Below are 23,656 nucleotides of genomic sequence, written 5' to 3'. Positions count from 1 at the left end.
ACCGCGCCCCGGGCCGCACCCCGCGGCGTAGGGTCGCCCCCATGGAGGTCACCAAGCTCGAACACGCCTGCCAGGTCCTCACCGAGGGCGACGCCCGCCTCGTCATCGACCCCGGGAACTTCACCCGTCCCGTCGACGTCACCGGTGTCGTCGCCGTCGTCCTGACGCACGAGCACCCCGACCACGTCACGCCCGAGCAGCTCGACCGCATCCTCGCCACGAACCCCGACGCCGTCGTCCTCGGACCGGCCGGGGTCGCCGCAGCGCTCGCCGAGTCCGCCCCGCACGTCACCGTCGAGGTCGTCACCGACGGCGACCACCGCACCGTCGGCCCGTTCGACCTCGCCTTCCACGGCACCCGCCACAACGTCATCCACTCGAGCATCCCGGTCGTCGACAACACCGGCGTCCTGGTCAACGGCGCACTCTTCTACCCGGGCGACTCCTACACGGACCCGGGGGTGCCGGTCGAGGTACTCGCCGCACCCGTCGGCGCACCGTGGCTCAAGGTCGCCGAGATGATGGACTACGTCGCCGCCGTCGCACCGCGCCGTGCGTACCCCGTCCACGAGGCCACGCTCTCCGAGGTCGGGTACGGCATGCACACGGGTCGCCTCCGCGACGTGGTGGAGCCCGACGGATCGCTCGTGGTCCTCGCGCCCGGCGAGTCCCTCACGATCTGAGTCGGTCCGGTCGACGGCCTGGAGGCACGGATCACCCGACCCGGTCGGGCCCGGTCCGGCCGTGGTCGGCCCGCCACCCGTCGTGGTCGCCTGGCGGACGCCGGTGGTCGAGGATCCGCTGGAGCGCGAGCGCGTCCCACGGCGCGTGCCGCTCGGCGTCGTTGTCGAAGTACACGTACGTGTCCCGCCCGGCGTCGACGTGGTCGAGCACCGTCGATGCCCAGCGGCCGAGCGCCTGCGGCGAGTAGCCGTCGTGGTAGGTCCGAGGGGCTCCGTGCAACCGGAGGTAGGCGATCGGCGCGCCCGTGTCGGCCCGGAGCCGCGGGAAGTCGCCCGCGTGCGAGTCGACGAGCGCGGTGCCGTGTCGTCGCAGGACGTCCAGGTGCGCGTCGGTCAGTCCGGCCGATCGGACCTCGAGCGCGTGGTGGACGACCGCGGCCGGGTCCTCGGCGCGCACGGCGGCGTCGGGGACCTTGTCGTCGTGCTGCTCCGCGAGCCGGGCGGCGGCCCCGTGCGTCGCGGGGAGCAGCGTGAGGAAACGGTCGAGCACCTCGGGCGTCGGCAGGAGCGCCTCGGGCAGCTGCCAGAGCACCGGTCCCAGCGTCGCTCCGAGCTCGAGCGGGCCGGACGCGAAGAAGTTCGCGAGCGCCGTCTCGACGTTCCGGAGCCGGAGCATGTGCGTGACGTAGCGGCCGCCCTTGAGCGCGAACCGGAAGTCGGACGGCACTGACGCACGCCAGGCCCGGTACCGCTCGGGCCGCTGCAACGAGTAGAACGAGCCGTTGACCTCGACCGTGGGGAACCGCTCGGCCGCGTACTCGAGCCACCGCCGCTTGGGCACGCCGGCGGGGTAGAAGTCCCCGCGCCAGGAGTCGTACTGCCACCCCGACAGGCCGATGCGCACCACCACCGCTCCACCGTATGCCCGTTGCGGCATGACGGCACACCCGGGCGACACGCCTCGTTTTGGCAGAGCGAGAGGCCTTGTGCAATACTTGTCGAGTTGTCGGAACGGCCCCATCGTATAGCGGCCTAGTACGCTGCCCTCTCACGGCGGTAACGCGGGTTCGAATCCCGCTGGGGTCACCACAGGTGGCTAGCCTCCGAGTCCGACAACGAGCATGAGCCGCCCGCTCCCGGGCGGGGGATTCCCATGTGACGGCCCCATCGTATAGCGGCCTAGTACGCTGCCCTCTCACGGCGGTAACGCGGGTTCGAATCCCGCTGGGGTCACACCAGCACGAAACCCCCGACGAGCTCCGGCTCGCCGGGGGTTTCGTCGTTCGTGCGACGGTCGGTCCCGCCCGGTCTCTGCCAGGCTGGGGCGGTGACCAGTGTGGTGCAGCTCATCCGATCCGACGCGCTCAGCGACGCGGCGGAGTACGCGTACGCCGCGACCGTCCCCGCCGGTACCCGGCTGGTGTTCCTCGCCGGCTCGTGCCCGCTCGACGTCGACGGCAGCACGGTCGCCGTGGGGGACGTCCGCGGTCAGGCCGCGCAGTGCGTCGCGAACCTTCGGACCGCCCTCGCCGCTGCCGGGGCGGACCTCGGCGACCTCGTGCAGACCCGGGTCCTCGTCGCGTCGTCGCGGCAGGCCGACCTGGTCGCCGCGTGGGAGGTCGTCCGCGCCGCGATGGGCGACCACGACGTCCCGAGCACCCTGCTCGGCGTGACCGTCCTCGGGTACGACGACCAGCTCGTCGAGGTCGAGGCCGTCGCGGCCGTGGCGGACTGACCGATGACGACGGAGCGCCCACCGCACCTCCGCTGGGGGCTGCTCGGCCTCGTCGCGCTCGGTGGCGCGATCGGCACCGGCGTCCGCGCCGTGCTCGCCGACGCGTTCCCCGCACACGACGGCCTCGACTGGGTGGTCCTGGCGATCAACGTCGTCGGGGCGTTCTGCCTCGGGCTCCTGCTCGAGTCCCTCGCCCACCGCGGTCCCGACGTCGGGCGACGGCGCACCGTCCGGCTGCTCGTGGGCACCGGTGTCCTCGGCGGCTTCACGACCTACAGCACGCTCGCGGACGACACCGCACAGCTGCTCGACGTCGGTCGGTGGGGAGCCGGCAGCGGGTACGCCCTGCTCTCGGTCGTGCTCGGTCTGCTCGCCGCCGCGATCGGGATCTGGCTCGCCGGACGGTTCCGACCGCGGCGGTCCGAGCCGGCGGGGAGGTGCGCCGTGAACCCGCTCGAACTGCTCCTCGTCATGGTGGGCGGTGGCGTCGGGGCAGCGCTCCGGTTCCTGCTCGACGGGCTCGTCAAGGCCCGGGTCGCGCGTACGCGGCTCCGCGCTTTCCCGGTCGGGACCCTCGTGATCAACGTCACCGGATCGCTCGTCCTCGGGCTCCTGACGGGGCTCGCGCAGGCGGGCACGATCCCGGTCTCCACGGTCGCGGTGCTCGGAACGGGCATGATGGGTGGGTACACGACGTTCTCGACGGCGAGCGTCGAGACCGTACAGCTCCTCCGATCCGGCACGACCCGGCTCGCCGTCCTGAACGGCCTCGGGATGCTCGTCGTCTCGGTCGGCGCCAGCTGCGCTCGGCCTCTGGCTCGGAAGGAACTCATGACCTCGGAACGCCCCGGCGAACTCGTCCTCGTCCGTCACGGAGAGACGGAGTGGTCGAAGAGCGGGCAGCACACCGGCCGCACCGACATCCCGCTCACGGAGAACGGCGTCGAGCAGGCACGCCGCGCCGGCCGGTACCTCGCCGACCGCTCGTTCGCGCTCGCGCTGTCGAGCCCGCTGCAGCGTGCGCAGGACACCGCGCGGCTGGTCGGGGTCGACCCGGAGCTCGACGAGGACCTGTACGAGTGGGACTACGGCGCGTACGAGGGACTCACGACCCCGCAGATCAAGGTGCTGCGCCACGGCCCGTGGGACCTCTGGACCGACGGTGTGCCGGCGGGGGACACCCCCGGTGAGAACGCCGCCGAGGTCCGCGTCCGCGTGGAGCGCATCCTCAACCGTGTCCGTCCGGTGCTTGCCGAGGGGGACGACGCCCTGGTCGTGGCCCACGGGCACGTGCTCCGGCGCTCGGCGCGGCGTGGATCCGCCTGGCGCCGCAGGACGGTGCCGTGCTGAAGCTCGGCACCGCGACCGTGAGCACCCTCGGGTACGAGCACGGCCGCCCGGTCATCGACTCCTGGAACATCCAGCCCCGCGCCTGACCCGCCCGCCCCCACCCACCCTCCCTCTCGCAAAACGCAACCTCGGCGGTTGCTCGCAGCGCTATGACGCTGCGAGCAACCGGCAACGTTGCGTTTTGCGGGCGCGGCGGGCGCGGGCGCGGGGCCGTCAGACCGTGCGGATGCCGGTGGTCGCGCCGAGGGCACGGCCCCGGCGCCGCTCGATCGCGCGCCCCACGAACAGGAGCGCCACGCTCACCAGTGCGCCGAGCGTCGTCTGCGCGATGCGGTCGAGCGCGAGGAGCTCCGGCGCCTCCGGCAGGCTGAGCCACGACACCGCGAGCGCGAGCGGCGTGAGGAACAGCAGCGTGACGGCGTAGTTCCGCGCCACGAAGATCTCGGCGAAGAACTGCCCGATCACGGCGATGACGACGATCCACCACGCCGACGGCTCGAGCAGCAGGATGCCGACGGCGATGATCGTCCCGCCGATCGTGCCGATGAAGCGCTGGAACGCCCGGACCACGGTGTGGCGCTGCCGGAGCGCGGGCAGCGTGGACACGACGGCGATCACGGCCCAGTACGGGTGCCCGAGCCACGGGATCACCGACGCGACGGCCCCGGCGACGAGCGACCCGACGACGTTGAGCCCGACGGTCTCCCAGAGCGCCGCCGTGCGGAGGATCGCCGTCGAACGGTGCTTCCGCTGCGCGAGCGGTCGGAACCGGTGGGGCGCGTGCGGGTGGAACACCCGGCGGAGGACCGACCCGGACATCGCCACGAGCCACGCCCACGCCACCGAGCAGACGATGATCGTCGCGACGAGCGGGACGTCCGCGGGCCGGAGCGGCACCAGCGCGGAGACCACGAACGCGAACACCGGGAAGATCGGCTGCGCGGGGATCGTCTGCAGCGCACTGAGCGTGCACACCGCGACGACCAGGACGACCACGAGACCGACCGCCTGCAGCCACAGCGGTGCGCCGAGCAGTGCGACCCCGATGCCGCCGAACATGCAGAGCGCCTGCAGTGCACCGGCGACCCCGGTCGTGACGGCCCGCTGTCGGTAGGGCTCGGTGGCCCCGAAGATCGCGGTGAACCCGGCGAACATGGCGAACGCGGCGTACCCGGGCATCCCGAGGGCGATGAGCAGCGCGAGCGGTGCTCCGCCGGCGATCGCGGCGCGTGCTGCGCCCTCGAGGTTCACGGTCCGGGTCGAGTGCGCAGGTGTGGTCATGTCGCGACCATCTTCCCACCGCGACGGGTGTCGTCGAGTCGAGCCGCGCCTCCAGGCCCTCCGTCGCACCACCCGCAGAACGCGACGACTCGTTGGTATACCAACCTGGTAGAGTCACCGGGACACGCCGCAGTCGCGGCGTCCGACGACGAGAACGAGGAGGCCGAGCCGATGGGAAAGACGCTCGCCGAGAAGGTGTGGGACGACCACGTCGTGGTCAAGGGCGAGGACGGGAACCCGGACCTCCTCTACATCGACCTCCACCTCGTGCACGAGGTCACGAGCCCGCAGGCGTTCGACGGCCTGCGCCAGGCCGGCCGACCCGTCCGTCGCCTCGACCTCACCATCGCGACCGAGGACCACAACACCCCGACCCTCGCGATCGACCGTCCCATCGCGGACCCGACCAGCCGCATCCAGATCGAGACCCTCCGTCGCAACTGCGAGGAGTTCGGCGTCCGGCTGCACTCACTGGGCGACAAGGAGCAGGGCATCGTCCACGTGGTCGGCCCGCAGCTCGGCCTGACCATGCCGGGCATCACGGTCGTCTGCGGCGACTCGCACACCAGCACCCACGGAGCCTTCGGCGCGATGGCCTTCGGCATCGGCACGTCCGAGGTGGAGCACGTCCTCGCGACCCAGACCCTGCCGCTGAAGCCCTTCAAGACGATGGCGATCACGGTCGAGGGCACGCTGCGCCCGGGCGTCACCGCGAAGGACATCATCCTCGCCGTCATCGCGAAGATCGGCACCGGCGGCGGACAGGGCTACGTGCTCGAGTACCGCGGCTCCGCGATCCGTGCCCTCTCGATGGAGGGCCGGATGACGATCTGCAACATGTCGATCGAGGCCGGCGCCCGCGCCGGCATGGTCGCCCCCGACCAGACCACCTACGACTACGTGCAGGGCCGCGACCACGCTCCGACCGGCCAGGACTGGGACGACGCCGTGGCGTACTGGGACACCCTGGCGACCGACGACGACGCCGTGTTCGACGCCGAGGTCTTCATCGACGCCGACGAGCTCGAGCCCTTCGTCACGTGGGGCACGAACCCCGGGCAGGGCGTCTCGCTGTCGGAGAACGTGCCCTCGCCTCGCGACTTCGACGACCCGAACGACCAGGCCGCCGCACAGCGCGCGCTGGAGTACATGGACATCGCCGCCGGCACCCCGATGAAGGACATCGCCGTCGACGCGGTCTTCATGGGCTCCTGCACGAACTCGCGCATCGAGGACCTCCGGGCGTTCGCGTCGATCATCCAGGGCCGCAAGAAGGCCGACGGTGTCCGGGTCATGGTCGTGCCGGGTCCGCCCGGGTCCGGCTCGAGGCCGAGGCCGAGGGGCTCGACGTCGTCATCAAGGAGTTCGGCGCCGAGTGGCGGTTCGCCGGCTGCTCGATGTGCCTCGGCATGAACCCCGACCAGCTGGCACCGGGGGAGCGCTGCGCCAGCACCTCGAACCGCAACTTCGAGGGTCGGCAGGGTAAGGGCGGCCGCACCCACCTGGTGTCGCCGCTCGTGGCCGCCGCGACCGCGGTGCGCGGCACGCTGTCCAGCCCGTGGGACCTGGAGACCGACGACTCGCTGGCATCGATCACCGGCCGATCCGACGCGACCACCACCGCCACCGAGGGGACCTTCTGATGGACAAGATCACCACCGTCACCGGCATCGCCGCCCTGCTGAAGCGGTCGAACGTCGACACCGACCAGATCATCCCCGCCGTCTACCTCAAGCGGGTCACGAAGACGGGCTTCGAGGACGCCCTGTTCTCCGGCTGGCGGCAGGACCCCGCGTTCGTGCTGAACCAGCCCGAGTACCAGGGCGCGAAGGTGCTCGTCGCCGGTCCCGACTTCGGTACCGGTTCGTCGCGCGAGCACGCGGTCTGGGCGCTCCGCGACTTCGGCTTCGCCGTCGTCATCTCGCCCCGCTTCGCCGACATCTTCAAGGGCAACGCCGGCAAGCAGGGCCTGGTCACCGCGATCGTGACCGAATCGGAAGTCGAGCGGCTCTGGGCCGAGATCGAGCGGAACCCGGGGGTGTCGGCGACCGTCGACCTCGAGGCGCAGCGCGTGTCCCTCGGCGCGGTGGACGTCCCCTTCGAGATCGACGCTTACACTCGTTGGCGGTTGATGGAAGGGCTCGACGACATCGGGCTCACCCTCCGTGACGAGACCTCGATCACGGAGTTCGAATCCCGCCGCTCCACATGGCGGCCGAAGACATTGCCGGTGAAGTAGTGAACTCTCTCGTACAGGACGCAGCGGCCGCAGGGGCGCGCGTGGGCCTCAAGTCGGACGAGATCGTCATCCGCGGGGGCAAGCCGCTCGTGGGACGCATCGAGGTCCGTGGGGCGAAGAACCTCGCGACCAAGGCCATGGTGGCCTCGCTGCTCGGTGACACCCCGTCGATCCTCAAGGACGTCCCGGACATCTCCGACGTCAAGGTGGTCCGCGGGCTGCTCGAGGTGCACGGCGTGCGCATCACCGATCCTGCACGAGGCGAGCTCATCCTCGACCCGTCGAACGTCGAGTCCGCGCACTTCGCCGAGATCGACGCCCACGCCGGTTCGAGCCGCATCCCGATCCTGTTCTGCGGCCCGCTGCTGCACAAGCTCGGCGAGGCGTTCATCCCCGACCTCGGTGGCTGCCGCATCGGCGACCGCCCGATCGACTTCCACCTCGACGCCCTCCGGGCCATGGGTGCCGTCGTCGACAAGCAGGTCAACGGCATCCACCTCACCGCGCCGGACGGCCTCAAGGGCGCCTACATCGAGCTGCCCTACCCGAGCGTCGGCGCGACCGAGCAGGTCCTGCTGTCCGCGACCCTGGCTTCCGGTGTGACCGAACTCCGGAACGCGGCGATCGAGCCCGAGATCATGGACCTCATCGCGATCCTGCAGAAGATGGGTGCGATCGTCTCCGTCGAGCCGAACCGCGTCATCTTCATCGAGGGCGTCGAGTCGCTCCGCGGCTACACGCACCGCGCGATCAACGACCGCAACGAGGCCGCCAGCTGGGCCTCTGCCGCACTCGCGACCAACGGCGACATCTTCGTCGAGGGCGCGAAGCAGCAGGAGCTCATGACGTTCCTCAACGTCTTCCGCAAGGTCGGTGGCGGGTTCGACATCCAAGAGGACGGCATCCGGTTCTACCGCGAACTGGAGGCCCTCAAGCCCGTCGTCATCGAGACCGACGTGCACCCCGGCTTCATGACGGACTGGCAGCAGCCGCTGGTCGTCGCCCTCACCCAGGCGGAGGGCCAGAGCATCGTGCACGAGACCGTGTACGAGAACCGTTTCGGCTTCACCGACGCGCTCAACGAGATGGGTGCCGACATCGTCGTGCACAAGGAGGGGCTGCCCGGTCACGACCGTCGCGTCGCCCGCCGTCCGTTCGAGCAGGCCGCGGTCATCACGGGTCCGACGACGCTGCACGCCGCGAACGTGCGCGTCCCCGACCTGCGGGGCGGCTTCAGCCACCTCATCGCGGCGCTCACCGCCGAGGGCGAGTCGCACATCACGAACGTCGGCATCATCAGCCGCGGCTACGAGCACTTCATCCCGAAGCTGCGGAAGCTCGGGGCCGACTTCGACTTCGCGGGCTGAGCGCGGTGTCCGCTGCTTCGCCGGCTCCCGGCGACGACCCGTCGCGTGACGGCGGCCCGTCGCGTGACGACGGCCCGTCGCGTGACGGCGGCCTGTCGCGTGACGGCGGCCTGGAGGCGCGGCGCGCGTCCGCCTCGGACGTCGCGACCGGCGTGCCCGTGCGTGGGCGCCGGTGGCGACGCGGTGAGCTGAACACGGCCTTCCGCATCGTCGCTTCGGTGGTCATCCCCACCTTCCGGTTCTCGGCCCGCTACCACTGGCACGGCCCGAACCGCCTGCCGGCGGACGGGGCGTTCGTGCTCGCGCCGAACCACTTCACCAACATCGACCCCCTCGTGGTCGGCACCGCGGTGTACCTCAGCAAGCGGGCACCCCGGTTCCTCGCGAAGGCGTCGCTGTTCCGGGTGCCGGTCGTCGGCAAGCTCATGTCCGGCATGGGGCAGATCCCGGTCGAACGGTCGGGTCGGACCCGCCTGAGCGACCCCCTCGGCGGCGGACGCTCGCTCGTCGAGCAGGGCGGCGCGATCATCGTCTACCCCGAGGGGACGCTCACGCGCGACCCCGACCTGTGGCCGATGCGTGGCAAGACCGGCGCGGTCCGGATCGCGCTCGAGAACGACGTGCCGCTCATCCCGATGGCCCACTGGGGCACGCAGAACATCATGGCGCGGTACGGCAAGCGGCTCCGGCTCTTCCCGCCGTCCCGGGTCGACGTGATCGTCGGCGACCCCGTCGACCTCTCGGCGTACCGCGGCCGTCCGATCGACCAGCAGATGCTCGGCGAGGCGACCGAGCTCGTCATGCGCCACATCACCGCGCTGCTCGAGCAGTTGCGCGGCGAGCAAGCGCCCACGACCCGCTGGGACCCGGCGGCGAACAACCAGAAGGAGACCGGCCGGTTTGAGTGACCAGGGACCGGGCCTCCGCCCGCACGAAGCCCACCCGGACCCCGCCGTCGCGGCACCCGGGGCGTTCGACACGGCTGCGATCCGCGTCGTCATGCAGTCGACCGACAAGCCGCGCGTCGCCGTCATCGGTGCCGGCAGCTGGGGGACCACCTTCGCGAAGGTCCTCGCCGAGGGCGGTGCGACCACCGTCGTGTGGGCCCGGCGCCCCGAGGTGGCGCGCGAGATCACCGAGACCAAGCGCAACTCCGAGTACCTGCCGGGCATCAACCTGCCCCGGACGCTCACTGCCTCGACGTCGCTCGAACGGGTGCTCGACGGCGCCTCGCAGGTGTACGTGTCGGTGCCCTCGCAGACGCTGCGCTCGAACCTCGCCGCGATCCGTGAGCTGCTGCCGGCCGACGTGCCCGTGGTCAGCCTCATGAAGGGCGTCGAGAAGGGCACCGGTCTCCGCATGAGCGAGGTCCTGCTCGAGGGGCTCGGCATCGACCAGGACCGCATCGCCGTTGCGAGCGGCCCGAACCTCGCGCTCGAGATCGCCCGGCGGCAGCCGACCGCCGCCGTGGTGTCGTCGTCGTCCGCCGAGACCGCGACGGCCGTTGCCGCCGTCGCGACCAACCCGTACTTCCGGTCGTTCATCAACACCGACGTCATCGGGACCGAGTTCGGCGGCGTGCTGAAGAACCTCATCGCGGTCGCCATCGGCATCGTCGACGGCGTCGGGTACGGCGAGAACACCAAGGCGTCGATCATCACCCGCGGCCTCGCCGAGATGACCGACTTCGCGGTGTCGCTCGGGGCGCAGCCGTCCACGCTGTCCGGACTCGCGGGCCTCGGCGACCTCATCGCCACGTGCCAGTCGCCGCTGTCACGGAACAACACCGCCGGGCGTCTGCTCGGGCAGGGGTACCGCTTCGACGAGGTCGTGCGGCAGATGAACCAGACCGCCGAGGGTCTGGCGTCGGTCGCCCCGATCCTCGAGCTGGCCGCGGCGAACGGCGTCGACATGCCCATCGTGGGCCAGGTCGCCGAGGTCCTCGCCGGTAGGCTCGATCCGCGCAACATCGCGCCGCACCTCACCGAGACCGACGAGCCCCAGGGCGAGTGAGCGGTCCGACCGTGCCGACGATCTCCGAGGGGACACCCATGTCAACGACCACCGTCGCCGTGCTCTTCGGCGGACGCTCCAGCGAGCACGAGATCAGCTGCGTGACGGCCGGCGGCATCATGGACGTCGTCGACCGTGCCGAGTACGACCTCGTGCCGATCGGCATCACCAAGGACGGCGCGTTCACGCTGCAGTCCGACGACCCGACGCAGTGGACCCTCCGCGACGGCGTGCTCCCCACCGTGCCGGACAACGGCACCCGTGTCGCGTTCCCGACCTCTCCGGCGAGCAACGAGCTCGTCGTGTCGTACCCGGACGGCACCGTCACGGGCATCGCCGTCGACGTGGTGTTCCCGATCCTGCACGGTCCGTTCGGCGAGGACGGCACGATCCAGGGCCTCCTCGAGATCGCCGGCCTGCCCTACGTCGGTGACGGGGTGCTCGCGAGCGCCCTCGCGATGGACAAGCACGTCGCCAAGGCCGTGCTCGAGCACGCCGGACTCCGTGTCGCGCCGTGGACGACCGTCCTCCGCCGCGAGTGGGCGGCCGACCCGGTGGACGTCGCCGAGACGATCGCCGCGCACGGGTGGCCGCTCTTCGTGAAGCCCGCTCGCGCCGGCTCGAGCATGGGCGTGTCCCGGGTCGACGAGCCGTCGCGGCTCGGGGCCGCGATGGACCTGGCGTTCGAGCACGACTCGAAGGTGATCGTCGAGCCGCGGGTGATCGGCCGCGAGGTCGAGGTCGCCGTGCTCGAGGGCCGCGACGGTGTGCCACGCACGAGCCTGCCCGGCGAGATCGTCGTCGCGGAGGACGGCTTCTACGACTTCGCGTCGAAGTACCTCGGCGGGGACGAGTCGCTGCTCTGCCCGGCACCCCTGACCGAGGCGGAGACGGACGAGATCCGCTCCATCGGTGCCCGCGCGTTCGAGGCGATCGGCGGCGCCGGGCTCGCCCGCGTCGACACCTTCCTGACCGACGACGGGTTCGTCGTGAACGAGGTCAACACCATGCCCGGGTTCACGCCGCTGTCGATGTACCCGCGCTGCTGGGCGGCCTCCGGGGTGTCCTACGGGGAGCTCGTGTCGGAGCTCATCGAGCTGGGGCGGGCCGCCGTCCGCTGACGCGCGCCGACTCCCGCGCCCGTCGCGCCTATCGCGCCGACTTTTCGCGCTGAGCGACACTTCTCGCGCCGCGACACCCGAGAAGTGTCGCTGAGCCCGAATCTCGGGCCGGTCAGCCCTGCACGTCGGACGGGTCGAGGCACTTGTGCCCGTCCTTCGGCAGGCTCGACACCGCGTCGGTGACGTCCTGGATCACCTGGCTCGTCGTCTTCGTCGAGTCGATGACGACCTGTGCCGCGGGGGACCGGCCGAACGTGGTGTACACGACCTGCTTGCCGCGGTCGTCCCGGATCCAGTCGACGCCGCTCAGCGAGAAGCACGGCAGGTCGGACACCGTGGGGACGGCCACGCCGCAGTGGTAGATCGCGACCTCCGGGTCGCCCCACGCGGCAGTCGACTGCGCGTTCGTGTTCCGCAGGTCGAACTTGGTGTCGACCGCGGCCGGCAACCGCACCTGGACGTCTGCGCACGCGGCAGCGTTCGCCGAGGGGGCCGGGGACATCGCGACGGCGTTCGTGCAGCCCGTGAGTCCCGCAGCGACGGCGAGCACGACGGCCGCGAACGCGATCTTGCGGGTGGGGCGGCGCACGGTGTCCATCGACGTCCAGGCTACCGTTCTCGTGTGGACGCGACGTACGACGACGCCTGGGCCGGACCGACCGTGGGGGAGCTCGGCGAACTCGTCGTCCTCGACCGCATCGTCCGGCGGTTGCCCGCGGGGACGCCGGTCCTCGGCCCCGGTGACGACTGCGCCGTGGTCGCCGCTCCCGACGGCCGCTTCGTGGTGACGACGGACATGATGGTGCACGGCCCGGACTTCCGGTGGGCGTGGTCCTCGCCGGAGGACGTCGGCTGGAAGGCCGCCGCGACGAACCTCTCCGACGTGGCCGCGATGGGCGCCGTCCCGAGCGGCCTCGTGATCGCGCTGGCCGCGCCGCAGGACACCCCGGTCGCCGTCCTCGAGGCCTTCGCCGACGGCGTCCGGCTCGCCGTCGCGGCCCTCGCACCCGGGTGCGGGGTCGTCGGCGGTGACCTGTCGACCTCGGCCACGTTCACGGTGTCGGTGACGGCCTTCGGCGACCTCGAGGGGCGGCCGCCGGTGCTCCGGTCGGGAGCCCGCGTCGGGGACGTCCTCGCGGTGTCGGGCGAGCTCGGTCCGGCTGCGCGTGGGTTGTCCCGGCTCTTCCGCGAGGGCGTGGACGACCACGGCGAACCCTCGCGCGCCGCGGTGCTCGCGAGCGGTGCCGATGCCGACCCGGACGTGCAGCGGCAGCGTCGACCGGTCCCACCGATCGCGGACGGGCCGCTCGCCGCCGAGGTCGGGGCGACGGCGATGCTCGACCTGTCCGACGGGCTGGCGATCGATGCCGGACGGCTCGCTCGTGCCAGCCGGGTGACGCTCGCGCTCGAGGGTGACCTCGATGACATCGCGCTGCACGGGGGCGAGGACCACGGCCTGCTCGCGACCTTCCCGGCGGACGCTGTGCTGCCGGGGGGCTTCCGGCGCATCGGTGTCGTGCACGAGCGCGCCGATGCCGATCTCGTGCGCGACGGCGCACCGGTGCCGACCACCGGGTGGGACCCCTACGCCGACTGGGACGGCGCTGCCGGCTGACGCCGCGCGTGGGCGTCGTGCGCGGATACCGTGCGCGCGTCGTGCGTCCGTGACCGTGACCGTTGCGTGCGTGACCGTTGCGTGCGCATCGCGCGACGTCGCACGCGTCGTTCGACAGGTGCTTCGTCGGAACATGCACACGCACGGGATGCGTGCGCATCGTGCGACGTCCCACGCGTCGTTCGACCGGTGCTTCGTCGGAACATGCGTGTACATGTTTCGACACCACGACACCACGACACCACGACGCGACGACGCGACGACACGACGACGCGTGACGCCGCGGGCACCGCGCTGCGGACGGACGCGGGTCAGACCGCGGGGACGACGGCCTCCCACGCCACCGTCTCGCCGTAGCTCCGCTTGCTGAACGGCTCGAGCCCCGCCGGCCACGCCGGCTCGGGGAGCGCTTGCTCCGCTCGACGATCACCACGGCGTGCTGCGTCAGCTTCGGCGCCAGCGCCTCGAGCACCTCGGCGAGCTCGTGTTCGGTGACGTCGTACGGCGGGTCGATGAACACGAGGTCGAAGGTCCGCACGATGCTCCGCAGGTACCCGAGCACCGGCTGCGGCTGCACGTCGATCCGCACACCGGGCACGCGCTGCTGCACGGCCTTCGCGTTCGCCCGGCACGCCTGCGCCGCCGCCGAGGCCCGGTCGACCAGCACGACCTCGACCGCCCCGCGCGACGCCGCCTCGAGCCCGAGGGCCCCCGTGCCCGCGTACAGGTCCGCCACGGACGTGTCGTCGACGAGCCCGCGCGCCTCGAGCGACGAGAACAGCGCCTCGCGCACGCGGTCGCTCGTCGGCCGCGTGCCCGACTTGGGCACGCGGAGCGTCGTGGAGCCGGCTGCACCGGCGATGATGCGGGTCATGCAGCCACCGTAGCGGGCCGCAGGCCGCCTCCAGGAGTTGTCCACAGCCCGGCCTGGAGGCGCGTGGTGCGTCGGTCCCGCCGGGTACCGTTGGCGTGTGGTCACGACCGGAACGACAACCGAGCCGGCGGTGCCGGACCTCGGTCCCGCACCGCTCGACGCGCGGCTGGCGAACGTCCTCGGCGGGCGGACGGCGAACGCGATCGAGAAGGCGTTCGGCTACCGCACCGTTGGTGAGTTCCTCGAGCACGCGCCCCGGCGGTACGCCGAGCGCGGTGCACTGACTGCGCTCGACTCGCTCGCGATCGGCGAGTCCGTGACGATCGTGGCCGAGGTCGTCGACGTCCGCGAGCGCACGATGCGTGCTCGCCGCGGGTCCATCCTCGAAGCGAAGATCGGCGACGGCAAGGGGCTCCTGACCCTCACGTTCTTCAACCAGGGCTGGCGCACGAAGGACCTCGTGCCCGGCGCCCGGGGCATCTTCTCGGGCAAGGTCGGGGACTACCGCGGCGCCCGGCAGCTGGCGCACCCCGACTACGAACTGTTCGACCGCGACGACCCTCGGGCGACGGCGGATCCGGAGTCAGAAGAGGCCATCCGGTTCTCCCGCCAGCCGATCCCGATCTACCCGGCGACGTCGACGCTGACCTCGTGGCAGATCGCGAAGTCGATCGCCATCGTGCTCGACACGCTCCCGGACGTCCCCGACCCGATCCCGGCCCGTGTCCGCAACCGGCTCGACCTCGTGCCGTTCCGGCGCGCGCTCGAGCTCCTGCACCGTCCCGAGAAGGTCGCCGACTTCAAGCGCGCCCAGGACGCCCTCCGCTACCGCGAGGCGTTCGTGCTCCAGACCGCACTCGTCCAGCGGCGCATCGCCTCCCCGGGCGACGGCGGCCACCTCGCGGTCGGCGTCCCCCGGCGGCATCCTCGAGCGCTTCGACGCCACCCTGCCGTTCACGCTGACGGACGACCAGCAGGCCGTCGGTGCCGAGATCGCCCACGACTTGGCCGGCGACTGGCCGATGCACCGCCTCGTGCAGGGCGAGGTGGGTTCCGGCAAGACCCTCGTGGCGATCCGCGCGATGCTCACGGTCGCCGAGTCCGGCGGGCAGTCCGCGCTGATCGCCCCGACCGAGGTGCTCGCGGCCCAACACCTGCGGTCGATCGTGAAGTTCCTCGGCCCGGACCTCGCGGCCGAACTCCGACCGGTGATCCTGACGGGCTCCCAGTCGACGGACGAACGGCGCCGGGCGCTCCTCGCGGCGGCCTCGGGCAGCTCCCGCCTGGTGGTCGGCACGCACGCCCTGCTCGGCGACCGTGTCGACTTCGCCGAGCTCGGGCTCGTGGTGGTGGACGAGCAGCACCGGTTCGGCGTCGAGCAGCGTGAGGCGCTCCGGACGAAGGGCGCGACCCCGCCGCACGTGCTGGTGCTCACCGCGACGCCGATCCCGCGCACCGTGGCGATGACGGTGTTCGGCGACCTCGACGTCTCGACGATCACCGGGCTGCCCTCGGGCCGTGCCGGTGTCGAGACGTTCACGGTCCCGCTCGCCGAGCACCCGGGCTGGGAGTCCCGCATCTGGACCCGCATGGCCGAGGAGCTCGGCGCGGGTCGGCAGGCGTTCGTGGTGTGCCCGGCGATCGACGACGCCCACGCCGAGGACGACGGCGAGCCCGAGCCGGAGACCGAGGACGACGCTCCGAACCGGTTGCCCGCCACGGTGCTCGCGACGGCGGAGCGGATGCGAGCGATGCCGGTCCTCGACGGCCGCAGCATCGCCGTCCTGCACGGGCGCATGACGGCGGAGGAGAAGGACCGCGTCATGACGTCCTTCGCCGCCGGTGGCATCGACGTCCTCGTCGCGACGACGGTGATCGAGGTCGGGGTCGACGTGCCGAACGCCTCGATGATGGCGGTGCTCGACGCCGACCGGTTCGGGGTCTCCCAGCTCCACCAGCTGCGCGGCCGCATCGGCCGTGGCCAGTACGCCGGCGTCTGCCTGCTCGTGACCGGAGCGGAGCTCGAGACCACCTCGCGCGAACGGGTCGACGCGGTGTCGGCGTCGGATGACGGCTTCGAGCTGGCCCGGGTCGACCTCGAGCTCCGGCGCGAGGGCGACGTCCTCGGCGAACGACAGTCCGGCGGGCGGTCGTCGCTGAACCTGCTGCGGGTCGTCGAGCACGCCGACCTGATCGTCGACGCCCGTGAAGAGGCCGAGCACGTCCTCGAGCCGGACCCGCAGCTCGAGGGCCACCCGGCGCTCCGTGAAGCCCTGGCACGTCGGCTCGACGAGTCCGACGCCGCCTTCCTCGGCAAGAACTGGACCGGACCGGTATCGTCGCCGGCATGGCACAGATCGCGGTGGTCCCCGGTTCGTTCGATCCCGTGACCCTCGGGCACCTCGACGTGATCGGTCGAGCGGCGCAGCTCTTCGACGAGGTCCACGTGCTCGTCGTGCACAACCCCGACAAGAAGTCGGCGATGTTCGAGGCCGTCGACCGTGTCCGCCTCATCGAGGAGTCGCTCGTCGAGACCGGCGTCTCGGACAACGTCCGGGTCGGGGAGTGGACCTCCGGGCTGCTCGTGGACTACTGCCGGCAGGTGGGCGCGAAGGTCCTGGTGAAGGGCGTCCGCTCCGGCGAGGACGTCGCGTACGAGACCCCGATGGCGATCATGAACCGGCACCTCGCCGACGTCGAGACGGTGTTCCTGCTGCCCGAGGCCTCACGGGCGCACGTGTCGAGCTCGCTCATCCGGCAGGTCGCATCCCTCGGCGGCGACGTCGCCCCGTACGTGCCCGAGGTGGTTGCCGCCGCGCTGCACGAGCACACCGGTCGCTGAACCGCGCGCCGGGGAGCCGCCCGCGTGGGGACACGCCTGCCCCCGCCTCGACTCACGGGCCTTCGGGATGTAGGCTCGTCGATCGTGTCTTCCCACGTGAACAGCCCCTACGCCCTGCGCGTGCGCGACCTCGCGCACCGGCCGGGCGAGATGCGCGAGCACACGCTCGACATCGAGGTGCCCGACGCGATGGGTGCCGGCGTGATCTCCGTCCGCCAGGGTGCGCCGATGCACATCGACGTCCGGCTCGAGGGCCTGCACGAGGGCGTCCTCGTCTCCGGGCATGCCTCGGCCGAGGCGGAGGGCGAGTGCTCGCGCTGCCTCATCGACATCAGCGAGCCCATCGAGGTCGATTTCGCCGAGCTCTTCGCGTATGATACCTCGGAGGAATTCGACTTCTTCGTGCACGACGACTTCGTCGACACGGAAGAGGTCGTCCGAGACGCGGTGGTGCTGGCGCTGCCGTTCCAGCCGGTCTGCCGACCGGACTGCCCAGGCCTCGACCCGGTGACGGGCGAGCGACTGGCGGACATCGGTGAGTCCCGCACTCACGAGGTCCTGGATCCCCGGTGGGCCGCCCTGAGCGGACTCACCGTCCTCGACGAGGACGACGCCAGCACGACAACGCCCCAGACCACCGAGGGTCAGGAGCGGTCCGAAGCCGACCAGGCCGACTGACCGCCGTCCCTCGCCACTGACCACCGAGCAACCGAAAGAGAACCACCATGGCCGTTCCCAAGCGCAAGCAGTCCCGTGCCAACACGCACGCCCGTCGTTCGCAGTGGAAGGCCGCGCCGGTCCAGCTCGTGAAGACGATCGAGGGTGGCAAGGTCACCTACAGCCTCCCGCACCGCGCCAAGGTCGTCGAGGACTCCGCCGGCACGCCCCCTGTACATGGAGTACAAGGGCCGCAAGGTCGCCGACGTCTGATCGGACCGAACGCATGACAGCGACGTCCGGCACCACGGGGTCCCGCCCCGTGGGGCCGGACGTCGTTCGTCTGCGTGACAGCCTCGGGGCCGACATCGACCTCGAGCTGCTGCAGCTCGCCCTGACGCACCGGTCGTACGCGTACGAGCACGGCGGCATCGGGCACAACGAACGCCTCGAGTTCCTCGGGGACTCGATCCTCGGCCAGGCCGTGACCGTGAAGCTCTACCGGTCCTTCCCCGACCTCGACGAGGGCGACCTCGCGAAGCGACGCGCCAGCCTCGTGTCGACCGTGGCCCTGGCCGAGATCGCGCGGATGATCGGCCTCGGCCAGTACCTCCGGCTCGGCAAGGGCGAGGAACAGACGGGCGGCCGGAACAAGTCGTCGATCCTGGCGGACACCGTCGAAGCCGTGATCGGTGCGGCGTACCTGTCGGCCGGCCCGGACCCGGCGACCGCGCTGGTCCTCCGGCTCGTCGACCCCCTGCTGGTCGACCCGGACCGTTTCGGCGCCGCGATGGACCCGAAGACCAGCCTGCAGGAACTCGCGTCCAGCCTGTCCCTGGGCAACCCGTCGTACCGCGTGACCGAAGCCGGCCCCGACCACGACAAGACGTTCCACGCGACGGTGGTGCTCCAGGGCGAGGACGTCTCGACCGGCTCCGGGTCGAGCAAGAAGACCGCCGAGATGGCCGCCGCGCTCGACGCGTGGACGCGGCTCTCGGGCCGGGCGGCCTGACCACGTGCCCGAACTCCCCGAGGTCGAGGTCGTCCGCGCCGGCCTCGAACCCGCTGTCAGCGGTGCGCGGGTCCTGCACGTGCACGTCGTCGACGACCGTGCGCTCACCCGCCACGACGGCCCTGCCGAGGACTTCGCCGACCGCCTGACCGGCCGCACCATCGCCGCCGCCGTCCGCCGGGGCAAGTTCCTCTGGATGCCCCTCGAACCGCGGCACGTCGGCGACCAGCCGGAGGCGCTCGTCGCCCACCTCGGCATGAGCGGCCAGATCCTGCTCGGTCGCGGCCGTGACGCCGCGAAGCACCGTCGGATCCTGTTGGACGTGCAGCCAGCGAGCACCGGTCGCGACGGAGCGGCCGAACCCCCGGTCGAGCTCGAGTTCGTCGACCAGCGCACGTTCGGCTCGATGGCGATCGACCCCATGGTGCCCACGATCGACGGCGCTCCCGCCGGGTTCGGCGGGCACGTCGACGAGACCGACCCGGACGCGGTGTGGCGTCGGAGCATCCCGAAGCAGGTGTCGCACATCGCCCGCGACCCGCTCGATCCGGCGTTCGACGACGACCGGTTCACCGCGATGGCGCGGAAGCGGGCGAGCGGCATCAAGCGGGTCCTGCTCGACCAGGGCGTCGTCAGCGGCATCGGGAACATCTACGCCGACGAGTCGCTGTGGGCGGCGAAGCTCCACTACGACCGACCCGCGGACCGCCTGACGCGCGCCGACCTGCGCGGGCTCCTCGCCGAGGTCCGGAGCGTGCTGGGCCGCGCGCTCGAGGACGGCGGGACGAGCTTCGACGCGCAGTACGTCAACGTGAACGGCCAGTCCGGGTACTTCTCGCAGCGGCTCAACGTCTACGGGCAGCAGGGGGAAGCCGTGCCCTCGCTGCGGGACGACGATCGTGCGCGAGGCCTTCATGAACCGGTCCAGCCACCGTTGCCCCGTGTGCCAACCGGCTCCACGGCCGCGCAGGCGTTAGCCTGACGCCGAGCGAGCACCGCCCAGCAGCACCGCCAGCAGCACCGCCGCCAGCACGCGAGCCAGCACACCCGGAGACCGCATGTACTTGAAGAGCCTGACCATCAAGGGGTTCAAGTCCTTCGCGCAGCCGACGACCTTCGCGTTCGAGCCCGGCGTGACCTGCATCGTGGGGCCGAACGGCTCGGGCAAGTCGAACGTGGTCGACGCGCTGGCCTGGGTGATGGGGGAGCAGGGCGCGAAGACCCTGCGCGGCGGCAAGATGGAGGACGTCATCTTCGCCGGTACCTCGACCCGCGGCCCGCTCGGCCGCGCCCAGGTGCTCCTCACCATCGACAACACCGACGGCCTGCTGCCGATCGAGTACTCCGAGGTGACGATCTCCCGCACGCTGTTCCGCAACGGCGGCAGCGAGTACGCCATCAACGGGGAGAACTGCCGGCTGCTCGACGTGCAGGAGCTGCTGAGCGACACCGGGCTCGGCCGTGAGATGCACGTCATCGTCGGGCAGGGGCAGCTCGACAAGGTCCTGCACGCCACTCCGGAGGACCGCCGCGGCTTCATCGAAGAGGCCGCGGGCATCCTCAAGCACCGCCGCCGCAAGGAGAAGACCCTCCGCAAGCTCGAGGCGATGCAGACGAACCTGACGCGGCTGTCCGACCTGGCGGGGGAGATCCGGCGGCAGCTGAAGCCGCTCGGCCGGCAGGCGGAGGTCGCCCGCAAGGCCCAGTCGGTCGCTGCGGTGGCCCGTGACGCCAAGGCCCGGATCCTGGCGGACGACGTCGTCCGGCTGCGCCGCGAGCTGCACGAGCACCAGGAGGTCGAGGCCGGCCGGAAGTCCGAGCGCATCGTCCTGCAGGAGCGGCTCGACCAGACCCGTGCCCGGCAGCAGCACGTCGAGCAGAGCATGGTCGGTGACGACGTCGACCGCGCTCGTACCGTGGTGCACCGGCTCGAGAGCGTCCAGGAGCGACTGCGCGGGCTGTCGAGCCTGGCGAACCAGCGCCTGATGTTCCTCGCCCAGCAGGCCGACGCGCCGCAGCAGGGCCCCACGATCACCCCGGAGCGGGTGCAGGGCGTCCGCGACGAAGCCGACCGGCTCGAGGCCCGCGCGACCGCGATGGCCGGCGGGATGGCGAGTGCCGCGCGGGTCGTCCAGGAGGCCCGCGACGCGCTCGACGCCCTCGACGAGCGGATCGCCGCGCAGGCCGCCCTCGTCTCCCAGCACGATCTCGAGGCTCAGCGGCTCGCCTCCGCGGTGGACGTCGCACGCTCGAAGCGCGGCTCCGCGGTGGCGGACCGGGAGCGCCGTGAACGCGCCCTGGCCGAGGCGGGCGAGCGCGCCGAACGCGCGGCCGCAGCGTTGGCCGAACTCGGCACCGACCCGTCGGAAGGCGTCGACGAGGACGCCCTCACGACCGCCCTCGAGACCGCTCGCGAGCAGCAGGAGGCCGCGCAGGCCGCCCGTGACGAACACCGCGACCGCCTGCACGCCCTCGAACGCGAACGCGACGCGCTCGACGCCCGCGTGGCGGCGCTCGGCATGTCCATCGACGTCCGTGACGGCTCGCAGGCGCTCATCGACGCCGGTCGCGCCGGCATCGTCGGTCGCCTCGCCGACGCCCTGACGGTGGCGCCGGGCTTCGAGCGGGCGATCGCGATCGCCCTCGACGGACTCGCCGACGCCGTGCTCGCCGACGACCGATCGGTCGCGCTCGACGCGGTCGCGCACGCCCGGACCGAGGACATGGGCCGCATCGACGTGGTCGTCGCGGACGCCGCCGGCCCCGACACGGGGCTGCCCGCCAGCCTGCCGGCGGGCGTCCACCGAGCGCTGGACCTGGTGCAGGGACCGCCGGCGATCGCCGCGATCCTGCGGGACACGCTCGTCGCCGAGACCGAGGACGTCGACCTGGAGGCCGTGCTCACCGCCGCCCCGCAGGCCACGGTCGTGACGCGGTCCGGTGACCTCGTCCGCGCCGTCCGCGTGACGGGTGGCGGTGATCGGGTCACCTCGCGCATCGAGCTCGTCGCGGAACGCGACGATGCCGTGACGCGACGGGACGCGATCGCGACGGACGCCGAGGACGCGGCCACGCGCCTCCAGGCTGCCCGCTCCGCCGTCGAGGACGCGCGTCGCCAGGCGGACGAGGCCGACGCCCGCTCACGCGCCTACGCGAAGGCGAAGGCGGAGTACGACCGGACCAGTGCGTCGACGCGGGCGAAGGCGGAGAACGCCGCCGCCGAGGTCGAGCGCCTGCGCGCGGCTCTCGCCGAGACCGACGGCGCCGTGGAGGCTGCGGACTCCGCGCTGGCCGAGACCGAGCGCGCCCACCGCGAGTTCACCGAGCGCCCGCGTCCCGTGGTGGACGCGTCCGGACGGCCGGCGCTGCAGGACGCGCTCGAGGCCGCGCGTGCGGCCGAGATCGAGCAGCGCATCCAGGTCGAGACCGTGCGGGAGCGGGTGCGGTCCGAACGACACCGCGCCGTGCAGCTGGAACGGCAGCTCGAGGCCGAGCGCGCTGCAGCCGAGGAAGCGGCACGGCTCGCGGTCATCCGGCGCGGGCAGATCGCCGTGGCGGAGCAGGTCCTCGCCGACCTGCCGGGCCTCCTCGCCGCGGTGGACCGGTCGCTCGCCGAGGCGCGGGTGCAACTCGCGACCGAGGAGTCCGAGCGGTCGAAGCGCAACACCGAGTTGCAGACGATCCGGAACGAGGAACGCGAGCTCCGGGAGCGCCTGCAGACGATCACCGACGGCGTGCACTCGCTCGAGATGGAGATCTACGAGAAGAAGCTGCACGTGTCGGGGGTGCTCGACCGGGCGCAGAGCGAACTCGGCCTCGGCGAAGCCGTCCTGGTGGCGGAGTACGGGCCGGACGTGCCGGTGCCCGTCGACGTGCTGGTCGACCCCCGGGTGCTGGCCCGGAAGCACCGCGAGGCCGAGCGTGCCCGGGCGGCGGCCGAGGCGGCGGTGGCCGGCGAGCCCGACGCCGACGCCGACGCCGACGCCGACACCGACACCGACGCCGCCGACGACGCCGACGCCGCTGAGATCCCCGCGCTCGTCGACGCGGAGTCCACGCTCCCCGGTGGCCCGGCGCTGCCCGAGTTCGACGCCACCGACGAGGTCGACCCCGCCGACGTCGAGACCGTGCCCTACGTCCGCGCCGAGCAGGAGCGTCGGCTCAAGGCGGCCGAACGCGACCTCGGACAGCTCGGCAAGGTGAACCCGCTCGCGCTCGAGGAGTTCCAGGCCCTCGAACAGCGCCACGCGTTCCTCGCCGAGCAGCTCGACGACCTGCAGAAGACCCGCACCGACCTGATGACGATCATCGACGAGCTCGACACGAAGATGCAGTCGATCTTCGACTCGGCGTTCTCGGACACGAAGGAGGCGTTCGACGTCATCTTCCCGATCCTGTTCCCGGGCGGCTCGGGGTCGATCACGCTGACGAACCCGGACGACCTGCTGCGCACCGGCATCGAGGTGCAGGTGAAGCCCGCGGGGAAGAAGATCGACCGCCTCACGCTGCTGTCCGGCGGGGAGCGGTCCCTGGCGGCGGTGGCGCTGCTCGTCGCGATCTTCACCGCCCGGCCGTCGCCGTTCTACATCATGGACGAGGTCGAGGCGGCGCTGGACGACGCGAACCTCGGGCGGCTGCTGACCGTCTTCGAGCGGCTCCGGGCGTCGTCGCAGCTCATCGTCATCACGCACCAGAAGCGCACGATGGAGATCGCCGACGCCCTGTACGGCGTCTCGATGCGGCAGGACGGCGTGTCCGCCGTGGTCGGGCAGCGGGTGCAGCAGCGCGAGCCCGCCGACGCGGTCGCCGTCGCGTAGCCGCGCGCGGCCCGGGCCGGCCGCGTCGCGGGCTGAGCGACACTTCTCGC

Annotated in this window: 16 protein-coding genes, 2 tRNA genes and 5 pseudogenes; 19 read left to right on the top strand and 4 right to left on the bottom strand. The window is 71.9% G+C overall.

Going from position 1 to position 23,656, the window contains the following annotated elements; translation table 11 throughout:
• Window positions 1-41: 41 nt before the first annotated feature.
• Entirely contained in the window at window positions 42-683 is a 642-nt protein-coding gene (locus ACZ8AI_RS03780) for an MBL fold metallo-hydrolase (protein WP_071292462.1), read from the top strand.
• A gap of 31 nt (window positions 684-714) precedes the next feature.
• Here the strand turns inward: ACZ8AI_RS03780 and ACZ8AI_RS03775 are convergent, their stop codons facing one another.
• Window positions 715-1,590, bottom strand: a complete 876-nt coding sequence (locus ACZ8AI_RS03775; protein ID WP_464856651.1) for a DUF72 domain-containing protein — start codon at window positions 1,588-1,590, stop codon at window positions 715-717.
• A 106-nt stretch (window positions 1,591-1,696) separates the two neighbouring features.
• Here ACZ8AI_RS03775 and ACZ8AI_RS03770 point away from each other — a divergent pair.
• The 4 genes from ACZ8AI_RS03770 (at window position 1,697) to crcB (ending at window position 3,768) form a co-directional block, all read left to right on the top strand.
• Window positions 1,697-1,772, top strand: a tRNA-Glu gene (locus ACZ8AI_RS03770).
• Window positions 1,773-1,843: 71 nt separating this feature from the next.
• Window positions 1,844-1,916 (top strand) — tRNA-Glu (locus ACZ8AI_RS03765).
• Between the two features lie 94 nt (window positions 1,917-2,010).
• On the top strand, window positions 2,011-2,418 hold the full coding sequence (locus ACZ8AI_RS03760) for a RidA family protein (protein ID WP_464856649.1): 408 nt from the start codon (window positions 2,011-2,013) through the stop codon (window positions 2,416-2,418).
• A 3-nt stretch (window positions 2,419-2,421) separates the two neighbouring features.
• Window positions 2,422-3,768 carry a fluoride efflux transporter CrcB gene (gene crcB, locus ACZ8AI_RS03755; protein WP_464856647.1) on the top strand — a complete coding sequence of 449 codons (1,347 nt, stop codon included), beginning with the start codon at window positions 2,422-2,424 and terminating at the stop codon, window positions 3,766-3,768.
• Between the two features lie 213 nt (window positions 3,769-3,981).
• On the opposite strand, the gene ACZ8AI_RS03750 is transcribed toward crcB, so the two are convergent.
• Window positions 3,982-5,049 (bottom strand): FUSC family protein, encoded by a 1,068-nt coding sequence (locus tag ACZ8AI_RS03750; RefSeq protein WP_464856645.1) that lies wholly within the window; start codon window positions 5,047-5,049, stop codon window positions 3,982-3,984.
• Between the two features lie 171 nt (window positions 5,050-5,220).
• Between ACZ8AI_RS03750 and leuC the strand changes: the two are divergent.
• The 6 genes and pseudogenes from leuC to ACZ8AI_RS03720 all read left to right on the top strand — a co-directional run bounded on the left by leuC (window position 5,221) and on the right by ACZ8AI_RS03720 (window position 11,789).
• Window positions 5,221-6,692, top strand: a pseudogene (leuC, locus tag ACZ8AI_RS03745) (3-isopropylmalate dehydratase large subunit).
• Entirely contained in the window at window positions 6,692-7,288 is a 597-nt protein-coding gene (gene leuD, locus ACZ8AI_RS03740; protein WP_464856643.1) for a 3-isopropylmalate dehydratase small subunit, read from the top strand. The pseudogene leuC and the gene leuD overlap by 1 nt, the downstream one beginning before the upstream one ends.
• On the top strand, window positions 7,288-8,655 hold the full coding sequence (murA, locus tag ACZ8AI_RS03735; RefSeq protein WP_464856641.1) for a UDP-N-acetylglucosamine 1-carboxyvinyltransferase: 1,368 nt from the start codon (window positions 7,288-7,290) through the stop codon (window positions 8,653-8,655). The genes leuD and murA overlap by 1 nt, the downstream gene beginning before the upstream one ends.
• Before the next feature lie 218 nt (window positions 8,656-8,873).
• The gene (locus ACZ8AI_RS03730) at window positions 8,874-9,563 is read left to right on the top strand and encodes a lysophospholipid acyltransferase family protein (RefSeq protein ID WP_464856639.1); all 690 of its coding nucleotides are present in this window, start codon (window positions 8,874-8,876) and stop codon (window positions 9,561-9,563) included.
• Between the two features lie 91 nt (window positions 9,564-9,654).
• Window positions 9,655-10,668: an NAD(P)H-dependent glycerol-3-phosphate dehydrogenase gene (locus ACZ8AI_RS03725; RefSeq protein WP_071292486.1), complete on the top strand. Its 1,014-nt coding sequence runs from the start codon at window positions 9,655-9,657 to the stop codon at window positions 10,666-10,668.
• A gap of 38 nt (window positions 10,669-10,706) precedes the next feature.
• A complete protein-coding gene (locus tag ACZ8AI_RS03720; protein ID WP_464856637.1) occupies window positions 10,707-11,789 on the top strand; it encodes a D-alanine--D-alanine ligase family protein in 1,083 nt (360 codons plus the stop codon).
• A gap of 112 nt (window positions 11,790-11,901) precedes the next feature.
• Here ACZ8AI_RS03720 and ACZ8AI_RS03715 read toward each other — a convergent pair whose 3' ends face one another.
• The gene (locus ACZ8AI_RS03715) at window positions 11,902-12,378 is read right to left on the bottom strand and encodes a DUF3515 family protein (protein WP_464856635.1); all 477 of its coding nucleotides are present in this window, start codon (window positions 12,376-12,378) and stop codon (window positions 11,902-11,904) included.
• 33 nt (window positions 12,379-12,411) lie between these two features.
• Here ACZ8AI_RS03715 and thiL point away from each other — a divergent pair, with 33 nt between their 5' ends.
• Entirely contained in the window at window positions 12,412-13,404 is a 993-nt protein-coding gene (gene thiL, locus ACZ8AI_RS03710; protein WP_464856633.1) for a thiamine-phosphate kinase, read from the top strand.
• A gap of 311 nt (window positions 13,405-13,715) precedes the next feature.
• Here thiL and ACZ8AI_RS03705 read toward each other — a convergent pair.
• Window positions 13,716-14,278 (bottom strand): annotated as a pseudogene (locus ACZ8AI_RS03705) (RsmD family RNA methyltransferase).
• Between the two features lie 130 nt (window positions 14,279-14,408).
• Here ACZ8AI_RS03705 and ACZ8AI_RS03700 point away from each other — a divergent pair.
• The 7 genes and pseudogenes from ACZ8AI_RS03700 to ACZ8AI_RS03670 all read left to right on the top strand — a co-directional run.
• Window positions 14,409-16,599 (top strand): annotated as a pseudogene (locus tag ACZ8AI_RS03700) (ATP-dependent DNA helicase RecG); the annotation flags it as partial.
• Window positions 16,600-16,625: 26 nt separating this feature from the next.
• The gene (gene coaD, locus ACZ8AI_RS03695) at window positions 16,626-17,120 is read left to right on the top strand and encodes a pantetheine-phosphate adenylyltransferase (RefSeq protein ID WP_071292473.1); all 495 of its coding nucleotides are present in this window, start codon (window positions 16,626-16,628) and stop codon (window positions 17,118-17,120) included.
• Window positions 17,121-17,216: 96 nt separating this feature from the next.
• Window positions 17,217-17,798 carry a YceD family protein gene (locus tag ACZ8AI_RS03690; protein WP_464856630.1) on the top strand — a complete coding sequence of 194 codons (582 nt, stop codon included), beginning with the start codon at window positions 17,217-17,219 and terminating at the stop codon, window positions 17,796-17,798.
• Window positions 17,799-17,845: 47 nt separating this feature from the next.
• Window positions 17,846-18,050: pseudogene (rpmF, locus tag ACZ8AI_RS03685) on the top strand (50S ribosomal protein L32).
• A gap of 13 nt (window positions 18,051-18,063) precedes the next feature.
• On the top strand, window positions 18,064-18,789 hold the full coding sequence (gene rnc, locus ACZ8AI_RS03680; RefSeq protein WP_464856628.1) for a ribonuclease III: 726 nt from the start codon (window positions 18,064-18,066) through the stop codon (window positions 18,787-18,789).
• A gap of 4 nt (window positions 18,790-18,793) precedes the next feature.
• Window positions 18,794-19,766 (top strand): annotated as a pseudogene (mutM, locus tag ACZ8AI_RS03675) (bifunctional DNA-formamidopyrimidine glycosylase/DNA-(apurinic or apyrimidinic site) lyase).
• Window positions 19,767-19,847: 81 nt separating this feature from the next.
• Entirely contained in the window at window positions 19,848-23,606 is a 3,759-nt protein-coding gene (locus ACZ8AI_RS03670) for an AAA family ATPase (RefSeq protein WP_464856626.1), read from the top strand.
• Window positions 23,607-23,656 lie beyond the last annotated feature (50 nt).

The sequence above is a fragment of the Curtobacterium sp. AC273 genome, assembly GCF_979253735.1.
The sequence above is the reverse complement of the archived record's forward strand: the minus strand, read 5'-3'. Positions and strand labels throughout refer to the sequence as shown.